25 protein-coding genes are annotated in these 24,999 nt (G+C 28.6%); 18 read left to right on the top strand and 7 right to left on the bottom strand.

The genetic code is table 11. From position 1 onward, the window contains the following. Positions 1 to 167: 167 nt before the first annotated feature. From ychF to rpiB, 6 genes are read right to left on the bottom strand one after another with little or no spacing between them, the layout of a single operon-like run. A complete protein-coding gene (gene ychF / locus L8W40_RS03935) occupies positions 168 to 1,268 on the bottom strand; it encodes a redox-regulated ATPase YchF (RefSeq protein ID WP_263664711.1) in 1,101 nt (366 codons plus the stop codon). Continuing rightward, on the bottom strand, positions 1,265 to 2,716 hold the full coding sequence (locus L8W40_RS03930) for a leucyl aminopeptidase (RefSeq protein ID WP_263662407.1): 1,452 nt from the start codon (positions 2,714 to 2,716) through the stop codon (positions 1,265 to 1,267). Before L8W40_RS03930 ends, ychF begins: the two co-directional genes overlap by 4 nt. After that, positions 2,713 to 3,306 carry a DedA family protein gene (locus L8W40_RS03925; RefSeq protein WP_133318967.1) on the bottom strand — a complete coding sequence of 198 codons (594 nt, stop codon included), beginning with the start codon at positions 3,304 to 3,306 and terminating at the stop codon, positions 2,713 to 2,715. Before L8W40_RS03925 ends, L8W40_RS03930 begins: the two co-directional genes overlap by 4 nt. 1 nt (position 3,307) lies before the next feature. Then, positions 3,308 to 3,847, bottom strand: a complete 540-nt coding sequence (gene apt, locus L8W40_RS03920) for an adenine phosphoribosyltransferase (RefSeq protein WP_412175234.1) — start codon at positions 3,845 to 3,847, stop codon at positions 3,308 to 3,310. Continuing rightward, positions 3,844 to 4,176, bottom strand: a complete 333-nt coding sequence (locus tag L8W40_RS03915; protein ID WP_133318965.1) for a hypothetical protein — start codon at positions 4,174 to 4,176, stop codon at positions 3,844 to 3,846. Before L8W40_RS03915 ends, apt begins: the two co-directional genes overlap by 4 nt. After that, the gene (gene rpiB, locus L8W40_RS03910; protein WP_133318964.1) at positions 4,173 to 4,610 is read right to left on the bottom strand and encodes a ribose 5-phosphate isomerase B; all 438 of its coding nucleotides are present in this window, start codon (positions 4,608 to 4,610) and stop codon (positions 4,173 to 4,175) included. The genes L8W40_RS03915 and rpiB overlap by 4 nt, the downstream gene beginning before the upstream one ends. A 143-nt stretch (positions 4,611 to 4,753) precedes the next feature. Between rpiB and L8W40_RS03905 the strand changes: the two genes are divergently transcribed. Beyond that, positions 4,754 to 5,305, top strand: coding sequence for a CheB methylesterase domain-containing protein (locus L8W40_RS03905; RefSeq protein WP_133318963.1), 552 nt, complete (start codon positions 4,754 to 4,756; stop codon positions 5,303 to 5,305). A gap of 10 nt (positions 5,306 to 5,315) precedes the next feature. After that, positions 5,316 to 6,098, top strand: a complete 783-nt coding sequence (locus L8W40_RS03900; protein ID WP_133318962.1) for a CheR family methyltransferase — start codon at positions 5,316 to 5,318, stop codon at positions 6,096 to 6,098. Here L8W40_RS03900 and L8W40_RS03895 read toward each other — a convergent pair. Beyond that, positions 6,095 to 7,288 (bottom strand): MFS transporter, encoded by a 1,194-nt coding sequence (locus L8W40_RS03895; RefSeq protein ID WP_133318961.1) that lies wholly within the window; start codon positions 7,286 to 7,288, stop codon positions 6,095 to 6,097. The two genes, L8W40_RS03900 and L8W40_RS03895, sit on opposite strands and share 4 nt — an antisense overlap. 105 nt (positions 7,289 to 7,393) lie before the next feature. Here L8W40_RS03895 and L8W40_RS03890 point away from each other — a divergent pair, with 105 nt between their 5' ends. From L8W40_RS03890 to L8W40_RS03815, 16 genes are all read left to right on the top strand, one after another. After that, the gene (locus tag L8W40_RS03890; RefSeq protein ID WP_263664710.1) at positions 7,394 to 8,440 is read left to right on the top strand and encodes a dehypoxanthine futalosine cyclase; all 1,047 of its coding nucleotides are present in this window, start codon (positions 7,394 to 7,396) and stop codon (positions 8,438 to 8,440) included. Beyond that, positions 8,440 to 9,660 carry a M16 family metallopeptidase gene (locus L8W40_RS03885; protein ID WP_263662410.1) on the top strand — a complete coding sequence of 407 codons (1,221 nt, stop codon included), beginning with the start codon at positions 8,440 to 8,442 and terminating at the stop codon, positions 9,658 to 9,660. Before L8W40_RS03890 ends, L8W40_RS03885 begins: the two co-directional genes overlap by 1 nt. After that, the gene (recG, locus tag L8W40_RS03880) at positions 9,650 to 11,473 is read left to right on the top strand and encodes an ATP-dependent DNA helicase RecG (RefSeq protein ID WP_263662411.1); all 1,824 of its coding nucleotides are present in this window, start codon (positions 9,650 to 9,652) and stop codon (positions 11,471 to 11,473) included. The genes L8W40_RS03885 and recG overlap by 11 nt, the downstream gene beginning before the upstream one ends. Continuing rightward, positions 11,466 to 12,068, top strand: a complete 603-nt coding sequence (locus L8W40_RS03875) for a Crp/Fnr family transcriptional regulator (protein ID WP_263664709.1) — start codon at positions 11,466 to 11,468, stop codon at positions 12,066 to 12,068. Before recG ends, L8W40_RS03875 begins: the two co-directional genes overlap by 8 nt. A gap of 44 nt (positions 12,069 to 12,112) precedes the next feature. Next, positions 12,113 to 12,760 (top strand): amino acid ABC transporter permease, encoded by a 648-nt coding sequence (locus L8W40_RS03870; RefSeq protein WP_133318956.1) that lies wholly within the window; start codon positions 12,113 to 12,115, stop codon positions 12,758 to 12,760. Continuing rightward, positions 12,753 to 13,412: an amino acid ABC transporter permease gene (locus tag L8W40_RS03865; RefSeq protein WP_133318955.1), complete on the top strand. Its 660-nt coding sequence runs from the start codon at positions 12,753 to 12,755 to the stop codon at positions 13,410 to 13,412. Before L8W40_RS03870 ends, L8W40_RS03865 begins: the two co-directional genes overlap by 8 nt. 1 nt (position 13,413) lies before the next feature. Further along, a complete protein-coding gene (locus L8W40_RS03860; RefSeq protein ID WP_133318954.1) occupies positions 13,414 to 14,151 on the top strand; it encodes an amino acid ABC transporter ATP-binding protein in 738 nt (245 codons plus the stop codon). A gap of 108 nt (positions 14,152 to 14,259) precedes the next feature. After that, positions 14,260 to 15,057: a cysteine ABC transporter substrate-binding protein gene (locus tag L8W40_RS03855; RefSeq protein WP_375154872.1), complete on the top strand. Its 798-nt coding sequence runs from the start codon at positions 14,260 to 14,262 to the stop codon at positions 15,055 to 15,057. A 2-nt stretch (positions 15,058 to 15,059) separates the two neighbouring features. After that, positions 15,060 to 16,274: an MFS transporter gene (locus L8W40_RS03850; RefSeq protein ID WP_263664708.1), complete on the top strand. Its 1,215-nt coding sequence runs from the start codon at positions 15,060 to 15,062 to the stop codon at positions 16,272 to 16,274. Between the two features lie 68 nt (positions 16,275 to 16,342). Further along, positions 16,343 to 16,762, top strand: coding sequence for a bacteriohemerythrin (locus L8W40_RS03845; RefSeq protein WP_263664707.1), 420 nt, complete (start codon positions 16,343 to 16,345; stop codon positions 16,760 to 16,762). 108 nt (positions 16,763 to 16,870) lie between these two features. Next, the gene (locus L8W40_RS03840; RefSeq protein WP_263664706.1) at positions 16,871 to 17,455 is read left to right on the top strand and encodes a bacteriohemerythrin; all 585 of its coding nucleotides are present in this window, start codon (positions 16,871 to 16,873) and stop codon (positions 17,453 to 17,455) included. A gap of 702 nt (positions 17,456 to 18,157) precedes the next feature. After that, on the top strand, positions 18,158 to 19,564 hold the full coding sequence (locus L8W40_RS03835) for a COG3400 family protein (RefSeq protein ID WP_133318949.1): 1,407 nt from the start codon (positions 18,158 to 18,160) through the stop codon (positions 19,562 to 19,564). Positions 19,565 to 19,571: 7 nt separating this feature from the next. Continuing rightward, entirely contained in the window at positions 19,572 to 20,630 is a 1,059-nt protein-coding gene (aroB, locus tag L8W40_RS03830; RefSeq protein ID WP_263664705.1) for a 3-dehydroquinate synthase, read from the top strand. After that, entirely contained in the window at positions 20,627 to 22,156 is a 1,530-nt protein-coding gene (locus L8W40_RS03825) for a mechanosensitive ion channel family protein (protein WP_263659670.1), read from the top strand. Before aroB ends, L8W40_RS03825 begins: the two co-directional genes overlap by 4 nt. Further along, positions 22,153 to 23,409, top strand: a complete 1,257-nt coding sequence (mtaB, locus tag L8W40_RS03820; protein WP_133318946.1) for a tRNA (N(6)-L-threonylcarbamoyladenosine(37)-C(2))-methylthiotransferase MtaB — start codon at positions 22,153 to 22,155, stop codon at positions 23,407 to 23,409. The genes L8W40_RS03825 and mtaB overlap by 4 nt, the downstream gene beginning before the upstream one ends. After that, a complete protein-coding gene (locus tag L8W40_RS03815) occupies positions 23,399 to 24,997 on the top strand; it encodes an ATP-dependent metallopeptidase FtsH/Yme1/Tma family protein (RefSeq protein WP_263664704.1) in 1,599 nt (532 codons plus the stop codon). Before mtaB ends, L8W40_RS03815 begins: the two co-directional genes overlap by 11 nt. The last annotated feature ends 2 nt before the right edge of the window (positions 24,998 to 24,999 follow it).

Here is a 24,999-nt window from a genome sequence, read left to right as displayed (position 1 = left end):
AGTAGGCTTACAAATACTTTATAATAAAGCTAATGAGTATTATATAAAACTTGATGCAGCAAGAGCAGTTCATCAGTATAAATATGATGATGAACATAGAATGAAATTGTATTTAAGTGGAGGGGTGTATTTTTGAGATTGCAAGCTGTTTTAGCTTGCAATTGAAATTAAACATTAAATCTAAAATGCATTACATCGCCATCTTGTACGATATAATCTTTCCCTTCAAGGCGTAGTTTTCCTGCTTCTTTAGCACCACTTTCGCCTTTGCAAGCGATATAATCCTCATAAGAAATTACTTCAGCTTTGATAAAACCTTTTTCAAAGTCATTATGGATCACGCTTGCTGCTTTTGGTGCTTTCCAACCTCTTTGTATAGTCCATGATCTAACTTCTACTTGACCTGCTGTAAAATAGCTAATCAAGTTTAGCTTTGAAAATGCTGTGCGTATAACTACTTCAAGTCCGCTACTTTCTATACCTAAAGATTTTAAAAATTCATAATTTTCTTCATCGCTTAAAGCTATCATTTCTTCTTCTATTTTAGAGCAAAGTTTGATTACTTCATGGCCTGATTTTGCTGCAAATTCTTTAAGATCTTTTACAAATTCATTATCTTCTAAAAGTGAATTCTCATCTACATTTGCTCCATATATCACTTCTTTAGCTGAAAGCAATCTTAGTTCTTTTATAAGAGCATGATAGATTTCATTTTTATTAGCAAAAGAACTTGCGCTATTATTTTGATTTAAATGCTCTAAAAGTTCATTAGCTAATGCCAAGGTTTCTTTTGCGCCTTTTTCATTGGCCTTTGCACCTTTAGTGAGTTTTTCTATTTTTTTGCTAAGTTGTTCTATATCTGCTAGTATAAGTTCTGTTTCTATGATTTGTACATCACGCACAGGATCAACACTGCCCGCAACATGGGTGATATTTTCATCATCAAAACAACGCACAATATGTAAAATCATCTCTGTTTCGCGTATGTTAGATAAAAATTTATTACCCAAACCCTCACCTTTGCTAGCTCCTGCTACTAAGCCTGCTATATCAACAAATTCTATATTTGAGCGTATAATTTTTTGTGGATTAACAATTTTTGCTAGTTCTTTTAAGCGATGATCAGGCACAGGTACCACTGCTTTGTTTGGTTCTATGGTGCAAAATGGATAGTTTGCACTTTCAGCATTTTGTGCTCTTGTTAGAGCGTTAAAAGTGGTAGATTTTCCAACATTTGGAAGTCCTACTATACCAACTGATAAACTCATTTTTGTTTCCTTGAAAGATAAAGTAAATATGAAAGGCACATTCTAACACCTGCTCCGGTTGCACCAAAATTATGATAACCCCAAGCTTTTTCTAAATAAGCTGGTCCTGCAATGTCTAAATGTAGCCATTTGTCTTTGTATTCTTCTCTAATGAAAGAATTTAAAAATAATCCCGCAGTAATGGCTCCGCCATAACGACTTGAAGAGGTATTACTAACATCTGCTATGTTTGATTTTATAAGCTCTTTTAAGTGCGGATTAAAATGTAAAATAGTAGCTAAATCTCCACTTTTTTTACTTATTTTATAAAATTCATTTTGCAAATCTTCATTATTTCCCATGATGGCACTTGTGTATTCTCCAAGTCCTACTACGCAAGCTCCAGTTAAAGTAGCAAGATCTATTAATAAATCAGGTTTTAGATCTTGAGCAAGTGAAAGACAATCTGCTAAAACTAATCTTCCTTCTGCGTCGGTATTTCTAACCTCTATACTCACACCTTCTCTTGAAATAAGCACATCATCAGGTTTATAAGCATTTCCGCCTATCATGTTTTCAGTTGCGCCGATGATAGAATGAACTTCTATATCAAGGTTTAACTCACTTGCACCTTTGATAATAGCCATTGCAGCCGCACCACCGCTTTTATCTGATTTCATCGTTAGCATGTAATCAGCAGGTTTTAAACTAAGTCCACCACTATCATAAGTTAGCCCTTTACCTACAAACACTACTTTCATTTTTGGATTTTGTGGTTTATAAGAAAGATGAATGAGTTTTGGGGGATGAATTGAAGCACGATTTACTGCTAAAAATGCTTGCATTTTTTCTTGCTCTAAGAAATCGCTTTCATAAATTTTACATGAAATATTAGAATTATTTTGGCTCAGTTCAAGCGCATCTTCGGCCATTTTGGCAGGAGTGTAAATTTGTGGGATTTCATTAACGATATTTTTTGCAAAATCACAAGCATTTGAAAAAATTTGACCATAGTTTATACCTATGCAAGCCTCTTCTAGGTTGTATGTTTTATTATTAATTTCATCTTTTGCAATGAAGATATTTTCTAATTTGCTTGGTGTTTTTTCTTTTTTGTATTTGTTAAATTCATAAGCACCAAAAGTAAATCCTTGAATCATAGCATTAAAGCTATTTACTACACATTTTCCTATGACACTTTTTGTTTTTACGCTTCGAATTTCAAGTTTTTTTAAAGCTTTGTATGCATTTGCAAAAGCAAGCCTTATATCTTCATATTCTAAGCTTTTAAGTTCACTGTAAAGAATTTTATTTTGCATATCTATGCAAATTCCTTCACCTTTATAGCTTGAAAGCTTGAAAAGTTCTTGACTTTGAGTGTATTGTTCTATTTTTTTATCTTGTATTAAAATGATTTCAAAATCAGCATTTATAGAGCCGATATTTTCTTCTATAAAATTAAAAGTCATTTGCGAGTCCTTCTTGTAAGTATTGATTTTTCTATTTGTTTCATTCCTAAAAATAAAGCTAATAAAAAGCCAGCAATAATTGGCACTGCAAAATACCAATGATTTCCAGCCCATTCTACTGCAAGCCAAATTTCTTTTCCAAAAAACCATGCAAGTAAAATAGTTATAGCAGCCCAAGCCCACGCACTAATAAGATTAATAAACGCAAATTTTTTAGCACTATAGCGAGTTAATCCTATACTCATAGGTATAATAGTTCTAAAACCATACATATATCTTTGTATGAAGATAATAGGCCAACCAAAACGCTGTAAAAGTAAATGTGCTATGGCAAATTTACGCCTTTGGGTGCGAAGTTTTTTCTGAATGTATTTTTTGTTATATCTTCCTATATAAAAGTATATTTGATCGCCTACAAAGCCACCTAAGCCTGCTATAAAGATAATAAGTCCTAAATTTACATGGCCTTCATGTGCAAAAATACCTGCTAAAATAAGTGCAAGTTCTCCTTCAAGTATGCACCATAAAAACACAATAATATAAGCCCAATTTTTATAATCATACAAAAGTTGTTTTAAAAATTCTTCCATTTTATACCTCTAAAACACTATAAACAGAAGTTAATTTAGCTAATTCTTTAGCACCATCTAGATCTTTTAACTCTAGTAAAAAACAAGCTTCAACACATTTTGCATTGAGTTTTTCTATAAGTTTCACAGCAGCGATAGCTGTGCCACCTGTAGCGATAAGATCATCTATAAGTAAAACATTTGCTTTTTGATTATTAAAAGCATCGATATGAATTTCTATAGTATCACTGCCATATTCTAAACTATAAGATTCTTGTAAGCATTTTGAAGGTAGCTTTCCAGGTTTTCTTATAGGTACAAAAGGAAGTCTTAAACTAGCGCTCAAGGCAGCTCCAAAAATAAAACCTCTACTTTCTATACCAACGATATAATCAAGCTTTGCGTTTTGATATTTTTCAACTAAATGATCCATTAAAAACGCAAATGCTTCTTTGTTGTTTAATAAAGTAGTAATATCTCTAAAAACAATCCCTTCTTTTGGAAAGTCCTTAATAGCTCTAATGCTATCTAGTAAATATTTTTTATCTTGCTCTTTTATCATAATAATGCCTCTATTTTTGCTTCTAATTCTTTGATTCTTTGTCTTAGTTTTTCATTTTCAATACGATATTGTGAATTTCTTGTTCTAAGAGAGGTTAAGTCTGCTTTACTTTTGTTTAATTCTTCAGTTAAAATATCAATATTACCCAAACTTCTTTGAAGTTGTACTTGTAGTTTTCTAATAACAATTTCAGTATCATCAAGGTTGTTTTTTATAAATTCTTTTGCTACTTTTTCTTTATGAAGCAGGGTTTTATAATAAAGTAGCATAATAGTCATATAAATACTAATACAAATTAATACAGTTAATACAAGCCAACTTAAGATCATAATCTTTCCTCTATTTTGCTAATTCTTGCGCAATGTCTTCCGCCGCTAAAAGAAGTGTTGATAAAATTTGAGATAATTTCAAAAGCCATATCAACCCCTATTAATCTAGCTCCTAGTGCTAAAACATTTGCATCATTATGTTCTCTTGAAAGTTTAGCACTTAAAGATTCATTACACAAAGCACAGCGTATATTTTTATGACGATTTGCTGCTATACTCATACCAATTCCTGATCCGCACACTAAAATTCCAAAACTTTTTTCGTTTATTTTAGAGCTTAATAAATGTGCATAATCAGGATAATCACAACGATCCTCACTAAAAGGACCTAAGTCTTCAAAAGTAATATTTTTTTCTTGTAAAAATTTAGTAATTTCTTGCTTTAAAATAAAACCAGCATGATCACTTGCAATATAAATTTTTTCTCTTAACATTTAACATTCACTTTATCATTTTTGAAATTTAAAGTATTAATTTTATCATATTTAATTAAAATTTTTCTTTCTTATATATAATTATTTTTTTATGTTTTCAAATATTTATTTGATATAATAACAATAATTATTTAAGGTAAAAAATGAAGCTTATTCTAATTGGTTCTTCAACAGGTGGCCCAAGCCAACTAAAGTTTTTACTAAATGATGTAGAATTGAAAGATTGTGCAGTAGTGATTGCTCAGCATATGAATCCTGCGTTTATTCCTTCTTTTGTAAATCAATTTAACAAAGAAGCATTAAGCGAGGTGATTATACCAAGTGATAAGGAAGTTTTGAAAAATAAAATTTATATTTGTCAAAGAAATATGATTTTAAGTGGCAACAATACCTTAACATTAAATACTACAGATGAAACTAGTAGTTTTAATCCAGGGATTGATGTGCTATTTAATTCTGCTGTTAATCTTTGCAAATATCATAAAATTTTAGCTTTGATTATGACAGGAATGGGCGATGATGGTGCTAAGTCTTTGTTTGAACTTTATAAAGCAGGAGTAAGGTGTTTGTGCGAAAATGAGGCAGATTCTATAGTATATGGTATGCCAAAAAAAGCTAGAGATACTAATCCAAATTTAAAACCTATGAGTTTAATAGAACTCAAAAAAGAAATAACAAATTTCATCAAATCGTAGGACAAAAAAGATGATAAAGATTACAGAAAATGAAATGAATGATTTTGTAAAAATCGTAGAGCAAATAAGTGGAAATAACTTAAATGCGAAAAAGGATATATTATCTATTAAACTTCCTAAATTTTTACAAGAATTAGGCTTGAGCAGTCTTAGTGAATTAAATGAAAAAGTGCAGTTTCAAAGAAATTTAAAACAAGAAACTATGGATTTTATTACAGTTTGTGAGACTTATTTTTTTAGAGAATTAGAGCAATTAAAAGATGTGATTTTTTATATAAAATCTCTTGATCGCCCTGTAAATGTGCTTTGTGCTCCATGTTCAAGCGGCGAAGAAGTGTATTCTTTAGCTATTTTAGCAAGTGAGAATTTTGTTAAAGGTATGAATATAGTTGGTATAGATATTAATAAAAAAATGATAGATAAATGTAATGAAATGATTTATTCAGAGCGTTCAGTATCTAGATTAAACACTATGCAAAAAACGCGTTATTTTGATGTAAAAGATAGAATGTATCATCTTAAAAAAGAAACCCTAGCTTGTAGATGCCGTTTTGATCTTTGTAATGTCTTTGATGATTCTTTATTTAAATTTGGAAAATTTGATGTGATTTTTTCAAGAAATATGATGATATATTTTGATCAAGATTTTAAAATAAGACTTATGGAGCGTTTTTATAGGATATTGAATAAAGAAGGTAGAATTTACCCAGGAAAGTCAGATCTTGTGCCTGAAACAGCTTATTTTGAAAAAAACTTTTCAGCAGGTGGAGTTTATTATTCTAAGGTGGATTAATTATATTTTTTATTAAACCACCACCAATAAATTGCTGCAAAGATAAAACATACTCCTAAGCCAAAAGTAAAATGACTTAGTTTTATTCCATAAAATTCAAATAAATATCCTGTTGAAAAAGCAATGATTGCACTAAAGGTTAAATATACCATATCATTGTAAGCAATCACTCTGCCATAATATCTTTTGTCGCAATCATTTTGTAAAAGTGTATAGGTATAGCTCCATAAAGATGAAGTGCAAAAACCAGCCATTACCAAGCCTACAAAAGCAAGATAAAAGTTAAATTGCAAGCAAGCCCAAAGCATTATACCCACACCTTGCGCTAAGTATAAATATACCAAAGTGTTTTTATTAATATAAGGACTAAGCACATAAGGGCCTATAAGTAAAGATATGGCTCTTATAGCATTAGAAAGCCCTATGGCTAGAGGTATGGAAATAACTTTTGCGTATTCATATTCTGCTAAAAGAGTGATTAAAACATCATAAGCAGTTATCCCTACAACCCCATGAAGTAAAATCAAATGAATGATTTTTTTATTATTAAATACATAAACTAAGCCTTCTTTGATTAATATAAAAAGATTATTTTGTGTGGTATTTTTTTCATTAGGTAAAATCAAAGTTTTGAGTATAAGCATAGCACAAAATAGCATTAAAGTATCAGCTATAAAGGCTGGCTTTACTCCAAAAAGATCTATAAAAAGCCCTGCTGCACCCATACCCAAAGCATATGATACAGCCCATATGATACTATGAAGCTCATTGCCTAGTTTTAATTCTTGTGGGGTTAAAATTTTAGGTAAAACCGACATTTCTGTTTGAAAATACATACTTGCAACTGCCATACGAACAAAGGTTAAAAAGTATAACAACCAAAGCATGGCTAAAGAATTTACAAAAATTAACATAAAAATAGAAATCATTTCAATGCTAATCATTGTTAGCAATAAATTTTTAGGTTTAAATCTATCCACTATAACTCCATTTATAGGTGCAAGTATAATAGAAGGTAAAAAAACAAAAATAGCTGAAAAACCTATGATATTTGCAGGTGCACCGAGTTCTTTAGTTAAAAGAGTAAAAACACCTACTTGAGAAAACCACGCACCAAAATAACTTATAAATTGTACTATTGCTAAAAGGCGAAAAGTTTTATTATTTTTAAGTAAAGACCTATAAGTCATGAGTATCCTATGAATATATGAAATTAAAGGGCTTGATTATATCGTCTTTAAGATTATTTTACATTTAAATGTTATAATAATCCTTTTTTATAAAAAGGTTTAAGAATGAGTAGATTAGGTAAAAAAGAAGCGTTAAATTTGCTCCAAAATGCACCTTTATATGAACTAGGTGCAATGGCTTATGAGAGAAAATTAGAGCTTCATCCTGAAAAAATAACTACTTTTGTGGTAGATAGAAATATAAATTATACAAATATTTGCTGTATTGATTGTGATTTTTGTGCTTTTTGCAGAAAAGAAAAAGATGATGATTCCTATATTTTAAAATATGAAGAAATAGGGCAAAAAATAGAAGAATTACAAGCTATAGGTGGAACGCAAATTTTATTTCAAGGCGGGGTACATCCAAAACTTAAAATAGAATGGTATGAAGATTTGCTTTCTTATATAAAAACTAATTATCCAACTATTACCGTGCATGGTTTTTCAGCAGTAGAGATAGCTTATATAGCAAGAGTTTCTAAAATTTCTATAGAAGAGGTTTTAAAAAGATTACAAGTCAAAGGACTTTTTTCTATACCTGGAGCGGGTGCTGAAGTATTAAGCGATAGGGTGAGAGATATTATAGCGCCACATAAATGCGACACGGCTACTTGGCTTAGGGTACATGAGAGTGCGCATAATATAGGTATGAAAAGTACTGCTACAATGATGTTTGGTACGGTTGAAAATGATGAGGAAATCATCGAACATTTTGATCATTTAAGAAATTTGCAAGATAAAACAAATGGCTTTAGAGCTTTTATTTTATGGTCATTTCAAAGTGAAAATACCCCTTTGATCAAAAAACATCCTGAAATCATCAAGCAAAGCTCTAATAGATATTTAAGATTGCTAGCTTTGGCAAGATTATATTTGGATAATTTTAAAAATTTACAAAGTTCATGGGTAACGCAAGGCTCTTTAATAGGCCAACTTGCTTTAAAATTTGGTGCAAATGATTTAGGTTCAACTATGATGGAAGAAAATGTTGTAGCCGCAGCTGGTGCAAAATATAGAATGAATCAAGAACAAATGATAGAACTTATTAAAGATATAGGGGAATTACCTGCCAAACGCGATACAGCTTATAATATTTTAGAAAGGTTTTAATGTTAAATTTAGACTTTAATGAAACTAAAATAGACATAATATATGAGTATGAAAATGAGCTTCCTGTAGTATTTTTTAAGCTCATTTTTAAAAATAGTGGAAAAATAGCAGAAAAACACAATAGAGGTTGTGCAAGTATGCTTGCTAGGCTTTTAAATGAAGGAAGTAATGATGAGTTTTTTAAAAGCTTAGAATACCGTGCTATAGAGCTTTATGCTAAGGCTAGTTTTGAACATTTTCAAATTAGTATTAAATGCTTGAAAGAACATTTTGATTTTGCTTTAGAAAAATTACAAGAATTGTTTTTAAGTGTGCGTTTTGAAGAAAAAATTTTACAAAGATTAAAAACTTTAGCTTTGGGTGAACTTGCAAGTTTAAATACTGATTATGATTATCAAGCAAAAAGACTTTTGAATAAGAATGTTTTTAAAGATGAAATTTTTGCTAGTGGTCTTGATGGGACTAAAGAAAGCATAGAAAAGATTAGTTTAAAAGAATTACAAGATTTTATGAGTGAAAATTTAGTACTTGATAATGCTTTATTTGTTTTTGGTGGAGATATTAAAGAAGATGAAGTAAAGATTAAAGTAGAAAAAATTTGCCAAATTCTAAAAAGAAATGCCCCAAATCAAAACAAAAGCTACAAGCTCGTTGATGAGAGTATAGAAGTAAGTGAGCAAAAAAGCACTGAGCAAGCTTATATATACTTTTGCTCTCCATTTAATATACAAATTAATGATGAGAAAATGTATTTAGCTAAACTTGCTTTGTTTATTTTAGGTCAAGGTGGTTTTGGTTCGCGTTTGATGGAAGAAGTGCGTGTAAAAAGAGGCTTGGCGTATTCAGCATATGCTATGCTTGATGTAAATTTAAATTATAGTAGAGTTTTTGGGTATTTGCAAACTAAAAATGAAAGTTCTAATGAGGCTAAAGCTTTAGTTAAGGAAGTTTTTGAAAACTTTGTCCAAAATGGAGTCAATGAAAAAGAATTTCAACTAGCTAAACAATTTTTAGTAGGCTCTATGCCTTTAAGGTATGAAAACTTGGCTAAAAGACTAGATATAATGCTAAATGAATATTTGCATGGTTTAAAACTTGGAAATTTAAAAGAAGAAATGCAAAAGATTAAAAACACTAATTTAGATGAGTTAAATGACTTTATCAAAGCACATAGTGAAATTACCAAAGTGAGTTTTGCAAGCATAGAAAATGAAAGTTGAAGAAAAGGACTTAAAACTACTTCATGCTTTAGGGGTTAAAAATTGTATCGATTTGGCTTTGATTTTACCTAAAAAATTTGATGATTTTAGAATTTCAAAGTTTCCAAAAGATACATTTTGCACTCAAAATGTAAAAATTATTAGCACACAAAATCATCACTCCCAACTTTTTATACTTTGTGAATGTTTAGAATGGGGTATAAAAGCAAATATAGTAATTTTTCATCCTAATAAGTGGCATTTTAAAATTTTTAAACATAATGCTTTAATTTGTATCCATGCAAAGATGAATTTTTTTAATGGAATTTGGCAGTTTATAAACCCAAAAATAGTAAAAAATATAGGTCAAATAGTCCCTAAATACCAAATTAGTTCTATTAAAGATGAAAGCATAAAAAAACTTATTTTAAAATATGTCAATGAAGCTAATTTAAAAGCGCTAAATTTAGAACAAAAATATATCAATTTACTTTTGAATTTACACAATTATGATGATTTAATTCTTTATGAAAATTTTAATGCCATAGTTAAAGACTTAAAATATATAGAAATTTTTAATCATTTAAGGCGTTTAAAGGGTAAAAAAATATCACAAAATGCTTATGAAATAGAACTTTTTGATATAAGCTCTTGGCTTAAGGGTTTAGAATTTAGCCCTACAAATGATCAGTTTTTAGCAATAGAAGATATTAAAAAAGATTTGCAAAATAAAGTCGCTAAAAGGCGTGTGGTGATGGGTGATGTGGGTTGTGGTAAGACTTTGGTCATACTTGCTGCAAGTTTGCTAGTATATCCTAAAAAGGCTATTTTAATGGCTCCAACTAGTATATTAGCAGAGCAAATTTATCATGAAGCAAAAAGACTTTTGCCTGATTTTGTTAATGTATTGCTTTTAAAGGGTGGTAAAAAAGATAAAGATTTAGCAAAATTAAAAGAACAAGCCCATTTTATCATAGGTACACATGCGCTCATTCATCAAGAAGAATTTGAAGCAGTTTTAGTGATGATAGATGAGCAACATCGCTTTGGTTCTAATCAAAGACAAAAAATAAGTGAGCTTAGTAAAAACTCTCAATATGCTCCACATATCGTGCAATTTTCTGCTACACCTATACCAAGAACACTTTCTATGATACAAAGTGAGCTTGTAAATTTTAGTTTTATTAAACAAATGCCTTTTAAAAAAGACATTAAAACTTTTTGCATACAAGATAAAGATTTTAAATATTTGCTTAAAAAAATCGACGATGAACTAGCTAAAAATCATCAAGTGATCATCATTTATCCTTTGGTAAATGAAAGTGAAAATATAGATTATTTATCGCTAGAACAAGCACAAGGGTATTGGATAAACAAATACAAAAATGTTTATGTGACTCATGGAAAAGATAAAAATAAAGATCAAATTTTGCAAGAATTTAGAGAAAAAGGCACGATTTTACTTTCTACGACTGTGGTTGAAGTGGGAATTTCTTTACCAAGATTAAGCGTGATTGTAGTTGTTGGGGCTGAAAGACTTGGGCTTGCTACCTTACATCAGCTTCGAGGTAGGGTAGGTAGAGTAGGGCTTGAGAGCTTTTGTTATTTATATACTAAGCAAAAAGAAATTCCAAGTCGTTTGCTTGAATTTGCTAAAACTTTAGATGGGTTTAAAATAGCTGAGCTTGATTTAAAAAACAGGTTAAGTGGGGATTTGCTAGATGGTAGAGTGCAACATGGAAATCACTTTAAATTTTTTGATTTTGCAGATGATGAAGAGCTGGTTTTAAAAGCAAAAGAAAGTATTAAAAATATGGAAGAAAAAAATGGATAAACATTTTGAAATTTTGATTTCAAAGGGCGAAAAGAAGTATTTTAAGAAAGGAAATATTTTATTTTTTCAAGGTGAAAAAGCAAATAAAATTTACATTTTACTAAGTGGAAAAGTGCGTATATACAAGGTGAATGCAAAAGGTTTTGAGCTAACACTACACGCTCTAACTCCGGTGAATTTTATAGCTGAAATGCCTGTGTTTGAGGGTATTGATTACCCAGCCAATGCAATTTGTGAGCAAGATTGTGAAATTTGTGTTTTTGATTTTAATGAATTTAAAAAATTATGCTTAGAAAATGGAGAATTTAGTTTTTTACTTTTGACTTCTTTAATCGGTAAAATTCGAATTTTAGAAAATTTTATCAGACAAAAATCTTTGGATTTAAAGTCAAGATTAGTCAGCTTTTTACTAGAAAATGAAGAAAAGCTACAAAATTTAAAACAAAAAGAAATCGCTGTGATTTTAAATTTACCCCCAGAATCTTTGTCGCGTTTTTTAAAAGAATTAAAACAAAATGAGCTTATTTGCACAAATAAAGGTAAAATAGTAATTTTAAATAAAGAAAAAATGCAAAATTTAATTAAGTCTTTTTAAGTCTTATTTGTTACAATATTATATTTTAAAGTATGGATGGTTTCATGGATTTTGATTTTTTAGTCAAGTTTAGCCCTATGTTTATACAAGCTTCTTGGCTTACATTAAAACTTGCTATTTATGGGGTGTTTTTTTCATTTTTAGTAGGTTTATTTTGTGTGGGAGTGAGTTATTTTAAATTTTCCTTTTTAAACACAATTTGTAAAATTTATATAGAATTTTCAAGAAACACACCTTTGCTAATCCAACTTTTCTTTTTATATTATGCTTTACCTGAATTTGGAATTCAACTTAGCTCTTTTGCTTGTGCTGTGATAGGACTTAGTTTTTTAGGTGGTTCTTATATGGCTGAAAGTTTAAGAGCGGGTATGGAAGCGGTTAAAAAACAACAATATGAATCAGGACTTTCTTTGGGTTTGAGTAAATGGCAAAATTTCCGTTATATTATTATGCCTCAAGCTTTGGGTATAGCTATGCCAAGCATTAGTGCAAATATCATTTTTTTACTTAAAGAAACTTCAGTAGTAAGCATTATTGCTTTAGCAGATTTAGTATATGTGGCTAAAGATCTTATAGGGCTTTATTATAAAAGCAACGAAGCATTATTTGCTTTGGTGCTTTGTTATTTGATCTTGATTTTACCTTTATCTTTAGTGTTAAACCGTATAGAAAAAAGGTTAAATTATGTTTGAAATTTTAAATCAAGATACCTTTTTTAGACTAGCGCAAGGTTTAAAGGTTACTTTAGAGCTTTCATTGATTAGTGTTTTGATTTCACTCATAGGAGGAGTATTTTTTGGAATTTTAATGCATTCTAAAAACAAATTCCTTTATGTTTTTTGTCGTTTTATGCTTGAGTTTGTGCGTATTATGCCTTTGATTGTTTGGCTTTTTATAGTGCATTTTGGCTTGGCGAAATGGTTTGGATGGCATTTGAGTGCTTTGGGTTCAAGTATTATTGTTTTTAGTATTTGGGGTGTATTTGAGATGATGGATTTGGTTAGATCATCTTTAGCAAGTATACCAAAACATCAGTATGAGTCAGGACTTTCACTAGGTTTTAATAAATTCGAAGTTTATCTTTTTATCATTATACCTTTATCTTTGAGAAGATTATTGCCAATGAGTATTAATCTTTTTACAAGAATTATTAAAAGCACTTCAGTGATTTATCTAATCGGCGGTATAGAGCTTATTAAAGTAGGTCAACAAGTGATTGAGCTTAATTTATTTCAAAATTCTTACGCGGCTTTTGTGATTTATGGTTTGATTTTATTGATTTATTTTATACTTTGTTATCCTTTGTCAGTATATTCAAAGTTTTTAGAGAAAAAATGGAGCTAATATGAGCATTTTAAAAATACAAAATTTACAAAAATATTATGATGATCATCATGTTTTAAAAGATATTAATTTAGAAGTAAATCAAAAAGAAGTAGTGGTTATACTAGGTCCAAGTGGTTGTGGGAAATCTACACTTTTAAGATGTATTAATGGCTTAGAAGAAATGGCTGATGGAGCTATTTTAGTAGATGATGAGAAAATTGATAAAAATTATAAAAAATGGACTCAAATTCGTCAAAAAATAGGTATGGTGTTTCAATCTTATGAGCTTTTTGATCATTTAAATGTTGAGCAAAATATACTTTTAGGACCTTTAAAGGTGCAAAAAAGAAAAAAAGAAGAGGTTTTAGAAGAAGCAAAATACTGGCTTGATAGAGTAGGACTTTTGCATAAAATAAAAGCTTATCCTAAAGAATTAAGCGGTGGACAAAAGCAACGCATAGCCATAGTTAGAAGTCTTTGTATGAACCCTGAAATCATGCTTTTTGATGAAGTTACAGCAGCACTTGATCCTGAAATCGTGCGTGAAGTTTTAGATGTGATTTTAAATTTGGCAAAAGATGGTATGACTATGCTTATAGTTACACATGAAATGGGTTTTGCAAGAGCAGTTGCTGATAAAATAGTTTTTATGGATGATGGTAAAATAGTAGAAATTTCAAATCCTGATGAATTTTTTGAAAATCCAAAGACAGATCGTGCGAAAAAATTTCTCAATTTGTTTGATTTTCATCGTTAATTTTATTTTTTTAAAATATTTATTTAAAAAAATAATATAAGGTTTAAAAATTTAAATTTTTAATCATAAGGATAAAACATGAAAAAAATTTTTCTTTTATCATTTTTGATGGCACTTTTTTTTAGTGCATGCTCAAATTCAAGCTCTAATGAAAATTCCATAGAGAAAATCAAACAGCAAGGTGTAATCCGTATAGGTGTATTTGGCGATAAACCTCCATTTGGCTACCTAGATGCACAAGGGAAAAATCAAGGTTATGATGTATATTTTGCTAAACGCATAGCAAAAGAACTTTTGGGTGATGAGTCAAAAGTGCAATTTGTACTTGTTGAAGCAGCAAATAGAGTAGAATTTTTAGAATCAAATAAAGTAGATTTAATCTTAGCAAATTTTACAAAAACCCCAGAAAGAGAAGCTGTGGTTGATTTTGCATTACCTTATATGAAAGTTGCTCTTGGGGTGGTGGCTCCTAAAGGGTCAGATATTGAAACTTTAGATGATTTAAAAAATAAAACTTTAATTTTAAATAAAGGCACAACAGCTGATGCGTATTTTACAAAAAATATGCCAGATATTAAAACGATTAAATTTGATCAAAATACAGAAACTTTTGCAGCTTTAATTGGTAAAAGAGGTGATGCGTTAAGTCATGATAATGCATTGCTTTTTGCCTGGGCTAAAGAAAATCCAAATTTTGAAGTAGTGATTAAAGAACTTGGAAATCATGATGTTATAGCTCCTGCTGTAAAAAAAGGTGACGAAGCTATGTTAAATTTTATCAATGATTTGATTTTAAAATTACAAAATGAACAATTTTTCCACAAAGCTTATGATGAAACTTTAAAGCCGTTTTTTAGTGATGATATAAAAGCTGATGATGTAGTAATTGAAGGTGGCAAAATTTAATAATGCAAAAAGCTTTTAAAAATACCATCTATGCTTCTTTAGGTGGTATTTTAGAATTTTATGATTTTGTTTTATTTATCTTCTTTGCAAGTGTTTTTGCAAAAATTTTCTTTCCTCAAAATGATGATTTTTGGCCATTAATCTATACTTATGTAGCCTTTGGGGCAGGGTATTTAGCCAGACCTTTTGGTGCTGTTGTTTTAGCGCATTTTGCAGATATAAAAGGGCGTAAGAATGTTTTTTATATTAGTATGCTTTTAATGGTTGTACCAAGTTTTGTTTTGGCCTTTTTACCTACTTATGAAAGCATAGGGCTTTTGGCTACTTTTATGCTTTTTGTTATTAGGATAGCCCAAGGATTAGCCATAGGAGCTGAAGTTAGTGGTGCTTGGATTTTTGTGAGTGAATTTGTGAGTAAAAAAAGACTTGGTTTGGCACTTGGTTTTATTTCAGCGACTTTGACTTTAGGTTTATTGCTTGGAAATTTAGCGACTTTGACTATATATGCGTATTTTGATAAAGAAGAAGTAGAAAGCTTTGCTTGGAGAATTCCTTTTTTTATAGGAGGATTTTTTGGTATATTGGCTTTATTTTTACGCACGAAATTGAATGAAACACCAGCTTTTAAAAATATAAAAGCAAAAGAAAAAATTTTAAATTTCCCACTTTTGCAGGCTTTAAAAACACATAAAAAAAGTATGTTAATATGCGCTTTACTTACTGTGGTTTTAACAAGTGGGGTGGCTACTTTAATGATACTGCCACAATATTTTGAAAGCTTATTAGGAGTTAGCAAAACTACTGCTTTGTTATATCAAAATTTGGCCATAGTGATGATCATACTAGGAAGTTTAGCGCAAGGATATTTAGCAGATTTTTTAGGACATTTTAAAATTTGTTTTATTTTTACTTTGCTTTTTGGAATTTTTGGCATTAGTTTTAGCTTTTATAATGAGTGGTTTTTGTTATTTTATTTGCTTGCTTGTTTTGCACAAGGTATTATAGCTTTTGCTCCTATTTTTATGACTCAAATTTTTACCACAGAGTTAAGATCGAGTGGTCTTTCTTTTGCTTATAATATTTCTTATGCGATTTTGGGTTTTATAACCCCTTTTATTGTTAATTTTGTATATAAGGAGTATTTTTATATTTATATTATTTTTATAATTATTGCTAGTTTGCTAAGTTGTTTTTTAAATAAATTTTTTATTAAATAATTATATATATTAATATTTATTTTATGGATAATACTATTATATATACTACAAAATAAGGAATATTATATATGAAAATATGGACTCAAAAATATACCGTTTGGAATAGTATTATTGATATACAACATAAAAGCTTATTTGATTTAGCTAAAGAAATTTATTTTATAAAAAATAATCATGTAAGTATTAATGAAGTTAGAATGCTTTCGATTGAATTTTTAAAACAACTTAAAGATCATGCAAAATATGAAGAAAAATATATGAAAAGGATTGCTTACCCATATATCGATATACATATGAAAGAGCATAAAAAAATTATGTCTTCATTAGCTTCTTTAGTTAAAAACACATCAAACATAAATGAATTTAAAACAAAATTTAGTGATTTTATAGATGATAATATTATTAAGCATATTTTAGAGGAAGATATAAAATATGCTAATTTTAAGAAAAAAAGAATATGTTTTCTATACTTGTGGATGCTTAAATAAAAAATATAAAATTTCACATAATATGTATCTTAAAATTTTTAATGGTGCTAAGTATGATTGTAAAATTTGTCAGCAAAATATTCGATTGATTTAATCGGCGGGGGATATATGGTAAGTAATTTTCCCTCTTGGAGTGATGAATATTGTTTAGGCAATGAAAAAATAGATTTACAGCATCAGAGATTTTTTGCTTTAACTTTAGAAGTTTTTAGACTTTCAAATAGACATATTTATAAAACAGAATTAAAAAAAGTATTAATGGAGTTATTTTCATATATGAAAAATCATTTTGATGATGAAGAGGAATATATGAGAGAAATTAAATATCCATATTTAGATGAGCATATAATAATGCATAAAAATATTGTAAAATCTATGAAAAGTCTATTATATGAGTGTTGTAGTACTAATGAACTTAAAAATGAACTTTATAATATAGTATCATCATGGTTTTTTAATCATTTTAGTATACATGATATGAAAATAAGAGATTATGTTCAAAATTCATCTAATCAAAATTTATCAAAACAAAACGAGATGATAAAAAGCGAAGAAATATTTGAGTATACATGTGATTGTATTGGTGTTATCCATAAAGTGAATTATGATTTACATATGAAAATAAATTATTTAAATATATCTTATAAGTGCAGCAAATGCTCAAAAAAGTTGGAATTAAAATCAAATGCATAGAAAGTTATCTAGTTGATTTTTAAGTTAAATAGTATATCTAACATAGTAGTTTATTAATTCATTATCTTTTTCCGAGGTATGTTGTAGTAGAATTTATAGTTTGAAGCAACATAAACTACCGTCTGCTAAACTATTTTTTTGTTAAATTTATTAAAATTTATAAATAATAAATTTTTTATTGCAATTACTATTTGTATATCAATAGCATTATTTTACAAAAATTTCTCTCTTTTTGATATTTTTATTTCACTTAAATAGTTGATTCTTGTAAGTTTTATTTTTATTTTGTCTTTAAATATTGTTTTTTATAAAAATTGTTTTATTTAAATGATATAATTTTTATTTTTAAATCTTTAAAGTAGTTTTAGACAAAATGAACTTTTTCTTGTTGATATATTTTAGTTTTAAGATGTTAAATTATTTCTAAATTTGTGATAATTTTATCCAAAAAATATATTATACAGTTTTTTTAAGTAGATTTTAATTGACATGTGAGGAATATTTATTATATCTCTTTAACTTTAAAATCCTTTTATAAGCTAAATAAGTATCCATCATTAAGATTCTTATTGAATGAAAAATAATAATTTTTGTTAATTTAAAAAGATATATTAAGTAGTGGAATATATTTTGAAAAAATAAAAACTTTAAAATATAAACTATAACTTTGCTATAATTATACTTTATATTTTAGAGGTGTGAATGAATAAGATTTTATTACTAGCTGATGGACCTTTTGCGAAAGATTTTTTAAAGAAAATTTATAATAACAAAACCTTCAAAGAGTCTTTGAGTGTTGTGTATTATAATGATGATAGCGTAGACTTAGACTTAGAGAATGAACAAATTTCTTTTTTTAAATTTGATCCTACGAGTTTGATTAAGCTAGAAAATTTATTAAAAGAAAATTTTCATCAAGCTATTATTTATATGCAAGAAGAAGCAGATACATTAGCTTGCTATAAAAATTTAAGAAAATTATACCCAAGATTAAATATAGTTATTATGGATTTGTGGAATAGCCAAATTGATGATAATTTTTGTGAAGTAATTAATATTTATGATACTTTAAGTACAAGATTGACAGGTTGTTTGGATAATATGCCTTCAATGGCACAATTTATAGGGCTTGGACAAGGTGAGATTATGGAAGTTAAAATTCCTGCAGGATCAAGCTTTGCTTATAGGCACATAAGCTCTATTAGTCAAAAACGCTTTAAAATTGTAATGGTTTATAGAAATAATGAATTTATTCTGGCAAGACCTGGGCTTATTTTAATGCCAAATGATAGCATTTTAATCGTAGGTGATCCTAAAGTTTTGCAAAGTGTTTTTACTAATGTTAAAACAAGCTTAGGACGCTTTCCATCGCCTTTTGGAGATAATATACTTTGTATTATAGATATGAAAAAAATGAGTGAGTTTGCTATAGAAAAGCTTATTTTTGCAAGCTTGCTTTTGCATGTAAGAATCAATAGCAAAAAACTTTATTTTAAGGTGATTAATCCTACTTTAACTCCTATGTATTATAAACTTAAATCCTTGCATAAAAATAGCACTGAAGTGATATTTGACTTTGAAAGCACAAATATAAAAAACATTAAACCTTTTGTGGAAAATACTAGCATAGGTTTGCTAGTGGTGGAGGATTATCTTTTTGAAAAAGAAAAAAGTTTTCTTTTTACTTTAAAACTTCCTGTGTTAAAAGCAGGTAAAGGGGATTTTGCAGATTTAAAATCTTCTGTAGTTTTAAGTTCAAATTTTGAAGATGTAGAGGGTATTGCTTCTATTATGCTTGATTTTAACAAGCAAATTCAACTAGGCCTTGCCTTGTATTACTATGCTTTAAAATTAAATAAAGCTGAAATTTTTGAATATCATCAGTATTTTGAAAGCCTTTCAAAACTTCATGATGAAAAATTACTTTTGATAGAAGAAAAAGAACATAATCCTATTAATAAATTTTCTTACAAACAAAATATATTGCATTTTGTACCATTTAATGAAAAAATTTTAGGAAACAATTTCAATAAAATTTTAAAAACGGATTTAAATACGATATATTATAAGATGAATAAAAATTATCAATTGTTTATACCATCATTGTGAGAAAAGAATGCAAGTTAAGGTAAATTTAGATAAAAATACAAGTTATAATGTCTATATAAATGAGTTAGAAAAATTAAATTTTGATACTAAGGTAGTGATTTTAACTAATGAATTAGTTGCAAAACTACATTTGGATACACTTTTGAAAAAAATTCATGCTAAAGAACTTTTTGTTATAAAAATCAAAGATGGCGAAGAGTATAAAAATTTACAAACTATAGAATATATCTTAGATCAAATGTGTACTTATAAGCTAGATAGAAAAAGCTTACTCATAAGCTTTGGTGGTGGGGTGATCTCTGATATGGGTGGTTTTGTAGCAAGTATATATCAAAGAGGGATAGAATTTATCAATATCCCTACAACTTTACTAGCTTGCGTGGATGCAAGTGTGGGTGGTAAAACCGGAGTGAATAATAAATTTGGTAAAAACTTAATAGGCACTTTTTATCAGCCAAAAGCAGTGTATTGTGAGAGTGAGTTTTTAAAAACTTTACCTTCAAGAGAGCTAGCTGCAGGTATGGCTGAATTTACTAAAATGGCTGTGGTTTTTGATGAAGCAATTTTATCTTTTTTGGAAAATTTGGACGAGGATAAAATTTTTAATGCTAAATTAGATGATATTATTTTAGCTCAAATCATCCAAAAAAGTATAGAACTTAAAGCTAATGTGGTTTCACAAGATGAAAAAGAAAGTGGCTTAAGAATGCTTTTAAACTATGGGCATACTTTTGCTCATGTTATAGAAAATCAAACAGGATATAAAAAGTACTTACATGGTGAAGCCGTGGCTATAGGTATGAACATGGCAAATATTCTAGCTTTAAATTTGGGGTTATTAAGCGAGCAAGAATGCCAAAGAGTACAAAAATTGCTTGTGAAATTTAAATTACCCATATCTTATAAAATTTCAAATATAGAAGAGTTTTATAATGCCTTTTTCTTAGATAAAAAAACACATTTTCAAAAGATTAATTTTGTTTTAGCTTGTGGTTTAGGAAAAGCTTGTATAAAAAATGATATATCTAAAGAAGATATTTTACACACTTTAGAGGTGTTTGCATGAAAAAAATTATATTGATTTTGCTCTTACCCTTTACATTACTTTTAGCGCAAGATGATATAGAGCATTTAGAACAAAAATTAAATGAATTACATAATAATTTAGCATATAATACTTGGATAATTAAATATAATAATTTTAACATTTACAGAAAAACTCAAGATGAAATTTTGGCTTTAGAAAAAGAAAGTTTAAAAGCTAATGAACGCAATAAAAGCATTATAGAAAGACAAATTTTAATTTTAAAAGAAAGATTAGAGCTTTTAAGTGAGTATAAAAGTGCAAATTTTTCTAAGATGGTTTTGGCACCTGAAGAAGTTGATAAAATAGATAAGCTAACTAATCCTTTGGCTATTATTTCAGCATACTCACATATAAAAAAATTAAGACGCGACAAAGAAGAATATGTCAATCTTTTAAATAGTTTTAAGCAAACTTTAGATGAGCTTATAAAAGAAAATGTTTTAGTAGCTGAAATAGCTAAATTATCTTCTAATAAAGAGCATGATGAATATTTAAAAATATCCAATCAAATGGTTAGAGATTTTTCACAAACTCTGCGTTTTGGAGAAATTTCTTATTCTGTGTATGAGAAAAAAATTCAAGAAGAGATTGAAAAAACGACAGCTTCAATTAAAATTCAGGGTGTAAGAGCTTTCAATATAGTTTTGGCTATTGTTATAGTTGTAGCCATAGCATTTTTACTCAAATTTATAGCTAGAAAATATATAGGTGATAATGATCGCTTTTATACAGCAAATAAAATCATTAATTTTATTAATATCAATGTAATTGTTTTAATCTTGCTTTTTGGATATATTGAAAATATCAGCTATTTAGTTACTGTGCTTGGTTTTGCTTCTGCTGGTTTGGCTATTGCTATGAAAGATATGTTTATGTCTATGCTTGGTTGGTGTGTGATAGTTTTTGGTGGAAGTTTTAGAGTGGGCGATAGGGTGAGAGTTTTTCAAAACAATACACATTATATCGGCGATATAATTGATATTTCGTTTTTAAGAATAACTTTGTATGAAGATATATCTTTACTAACTTATACAGATAATCGAAGAAGTGGTAGGATAATTTTCATACCAAATAATTTTATTTTTACCAATCTTATATCAAATTATACTCATCATGGGATGAAAACAATTTGGGATGGACTTGATATTACTTTAACTTTTGATTCAAATCATCAAAAAGCCTTAGATATAGTAGAAGAAATCGTTATAAAAGCTTCCAAAGGCTATACAAAAATTGCAAAAGAATCCATGAATAAATTAAGAAATGAATACAGCATTAGAAATCCTAAAGTAGAACCTAGGTTTTTTACATTTTTAGAAGGTTATGGTATGAGAATTTCTGCTTGGTATATGACAAATTCTTATGCGGCCTTGGTTTTAAGAAGTAATATAAGTAAAGAAATTATCAATGAATTTAATAAACATGATGATATAAAAATAGCCTATCCATCACAAAATTTATATATGGCAAAACATGAATTTATAGAAAATAAGGAAGATATTTGAAAAAAAAGGTATATTTTAAAACTTTTGGTTGTAGAACTAATATTTATGATACGCAATTATTAAAAACTTATATTAAAGATCATATTGTCACACAAAATGAACAAGAAGCTGATGTGATAGTGATAAATTCTTGCACGGTTACAAATGGTGCTGATAGTGGGCTTAGAAGTTATATTAATAGTGTAAAAAAAAATGGAGTTAAGGTTATACTTACAGGCTGTGGTGCTGTAAGCAAGGGAAAGGATTTTTTTAATAAAAAAGAAATTTTTGGAGTTTTAGGAGCTTCTAATAAAGATAAAATTAACGAGTTAATCTCACAGGATAAAGCCTTTTATGAGCTTGGAAATTTACGCTTTATTGATACAAAAATCGTAAGTAATTATGAAAATCACACTAAAGCTTTTGTAAAAATTCAAGAAGGATGTGACTTTGCTTGTAGTTATTGCATAATCCCAAGTGTTAGAGGTAAATCAAGAAGCATGCCAAGTGAGGAAATAATAAAACAAATCAAACTTTTGGCTCAAAATGGCTATAGTGAAGTAGTTTTAACGGGTACTAATATAGGAAGTTATGGTTTAAAAGATAAAACTACACTTGGAAAATTACTGCAAGAAATAGGCAAGATTAATGGTATAAAAAGAGTAAGACTTGGGAGTTTAGAACCTGCTCAAATTGATGAGAGTTTTAAAGAAATTTTAGATGAACCTTGGCTTGAAAAGCATTTGCATATTGCCCTGCAACACACTCATGAGAAAATGCTACGCATCATGCGTAGAAGATCACACACGCAAAATGATTTAGCATTGTTTAATGAGTTAAATCAAAAAGGTTTTGCTTTAGGAACAGACTTTATCGTGGCACATCCTGGGGAAAGTGAGTTGATATGGCAAGAAGCTTTAGAAAATTTCAAACAATTTAAACTCACACATATCCATGCTTTTATTTTCTCACCACGCGATGGAACGCATTCTGCTTCTATGAGTGAGCGAATTAATGGTGATATAGCCAAAGAAAGATTAAATATTTTAAAAGATATAGTCGCACAAAATAATTATGAGTTTAGAAAAAACCAAAAAAATATTTTAGAAATTTTAGTCGAGAGTAAAAAAGATGGTTTTTATGAAGGCTATGATCAATTTTTTAATAAAATCAAAATTACAAGCAAAGAAGATATTGCTAAACAATGGATAAGTATTGAAAAATATGAATGCAAAGAAGATTGTAACTATTTAAGGTTAGAGGATGAAAAATAAAAAGATTATCTTGGCTTCATTTTTATTGCTTTGTGTTTTTATATTGATTGCATTTTTAAAAAATCAACCAGATTATATTAGCAAGGCTGCTTATGAAGAGCTTTTAGAACAAAATTTAATCCAAAAGGCTATAGTAGAAAATAATGAAATATTATTAAAAAGCAAAGAAGGAAATTTTTTAATCGCTAAAGATGTAGTGGATTTAAATGCTTTGTGGCAAAAAATTCCTTTAGAATATGCTAAAGATTATGATTTGAGTGAGTTTTTTTTGATATTTATTTTACTTGCTTTTCTCATAAGCTTTTTACTCTTTCTTAATAAAAAAAACAAAGATAGGCAAAATTTACTTTCTTTAGAAAAAAATATTTTAGAAAAAAATGAACAAAATAACACCATACAAGATGTAGTAAGTGAAGTTAAATTTAAAGATGTAGCAGGGGTTGATGAGGCTAAGGTGGAGCTTTTGGAAATCGTTGATTTTTTAAAAAATCCTCAAAAATATAAAGATTTTGGCGTGAAAATGCCAAAAGGCGTTTTGCTAGTAGGTCCTCCTGGAGTAGGTAAAACCTTGATAGCAAAAGCAGTAGCAGGTGAAGCTAGGGTGCCATTTTTTTATCAAAGTGGGGCTAGTTTTGTAGAAATTTATGTAGGTATGGGTGCAAAAAGAGTTAGAGAACTTTTTTTAAAAGCTAAATCAAAAGCTCCAAGTATTATTTTTATAGATGAAATTGACGCAGTTGGTAAAAGTAGAGGGGATTTTTCCAATGTAGAAAGAGATAATACTCTAAATCAGCTTTTAACTCAAATGGATGGATTTGAAGATAATAGTGGTGTTATAGTGATGGCTGCTACAAATAAAATTGACCTTATGGATAAAGCGTTATTAAGATCAGGGCGTTTTGATAGAAGAATTTTTATATCTTTGCCTGATTTTAAAGATAGAATGCATATTTTGCAAAATTATATGAAAGAAAAAAAATCTAGTGTAGATTTAGAAAAAATTGCAAAAGCTAGTGTGGGTTTTAGCGGAGCAGCTTTAGAGACTTTAGTTAATGAAGCAGCTATTAATGCTATAAGAAGAAAATCAGATTTAATAGAAGAAAATGATTTTTTTGCAGTGCTTAATAAGGTTTTAATGGGTAAAAAAAAGATTTTCTCTCTAAGCGATAAAGAAAGAAAAATTCAAGCCACATACCAAGCAGCTAAAGCTTTGTGTGCTTTTTATTTTGATGTTAAATTTGAAAAAATTACCCTAATCGAAGATAGATTTAAAGAGTATGAAAATACCATCAAATCAAAATCAGAATTATTAAATAAAATAAAAGTTTTTCTAGCAGGCTCAGTTGCTATGGAGCTTATTTTTAATGAAAGCTATACTAATGCACAAAGTGATCTTTTAAAGGTTAAAGAATTGCTCACTTTCATGGAAACTTTTGCTATGGCAAATGAGGGTTTATTGCAAGAGCAAAAGCAAGAAGTGAAAGAATTTTTAGAATTAATGAAAGAAAAAGTAGTGAGATTAGCTAGCATTCTTTTAGAAAATGAAAAAATAGAAAAACAAGATGTAGAAAAAATCATAATGGAGTAAAA

The organism is Campylobacter sp. IFREMER_LSEM_CL1846 (assembly GCF_025772105.1).
GTDB lineage: Bacteria > Campylobacterota > Campylobacteria > Campylobacterales > Campylobacteraceae > Campylobacter_D > Campylobacter_D lari_D.
Note: the sequence above shows the minus strand (reverse complement) of the source record. Positions and strands in the feature narration are given on the sequence as shown.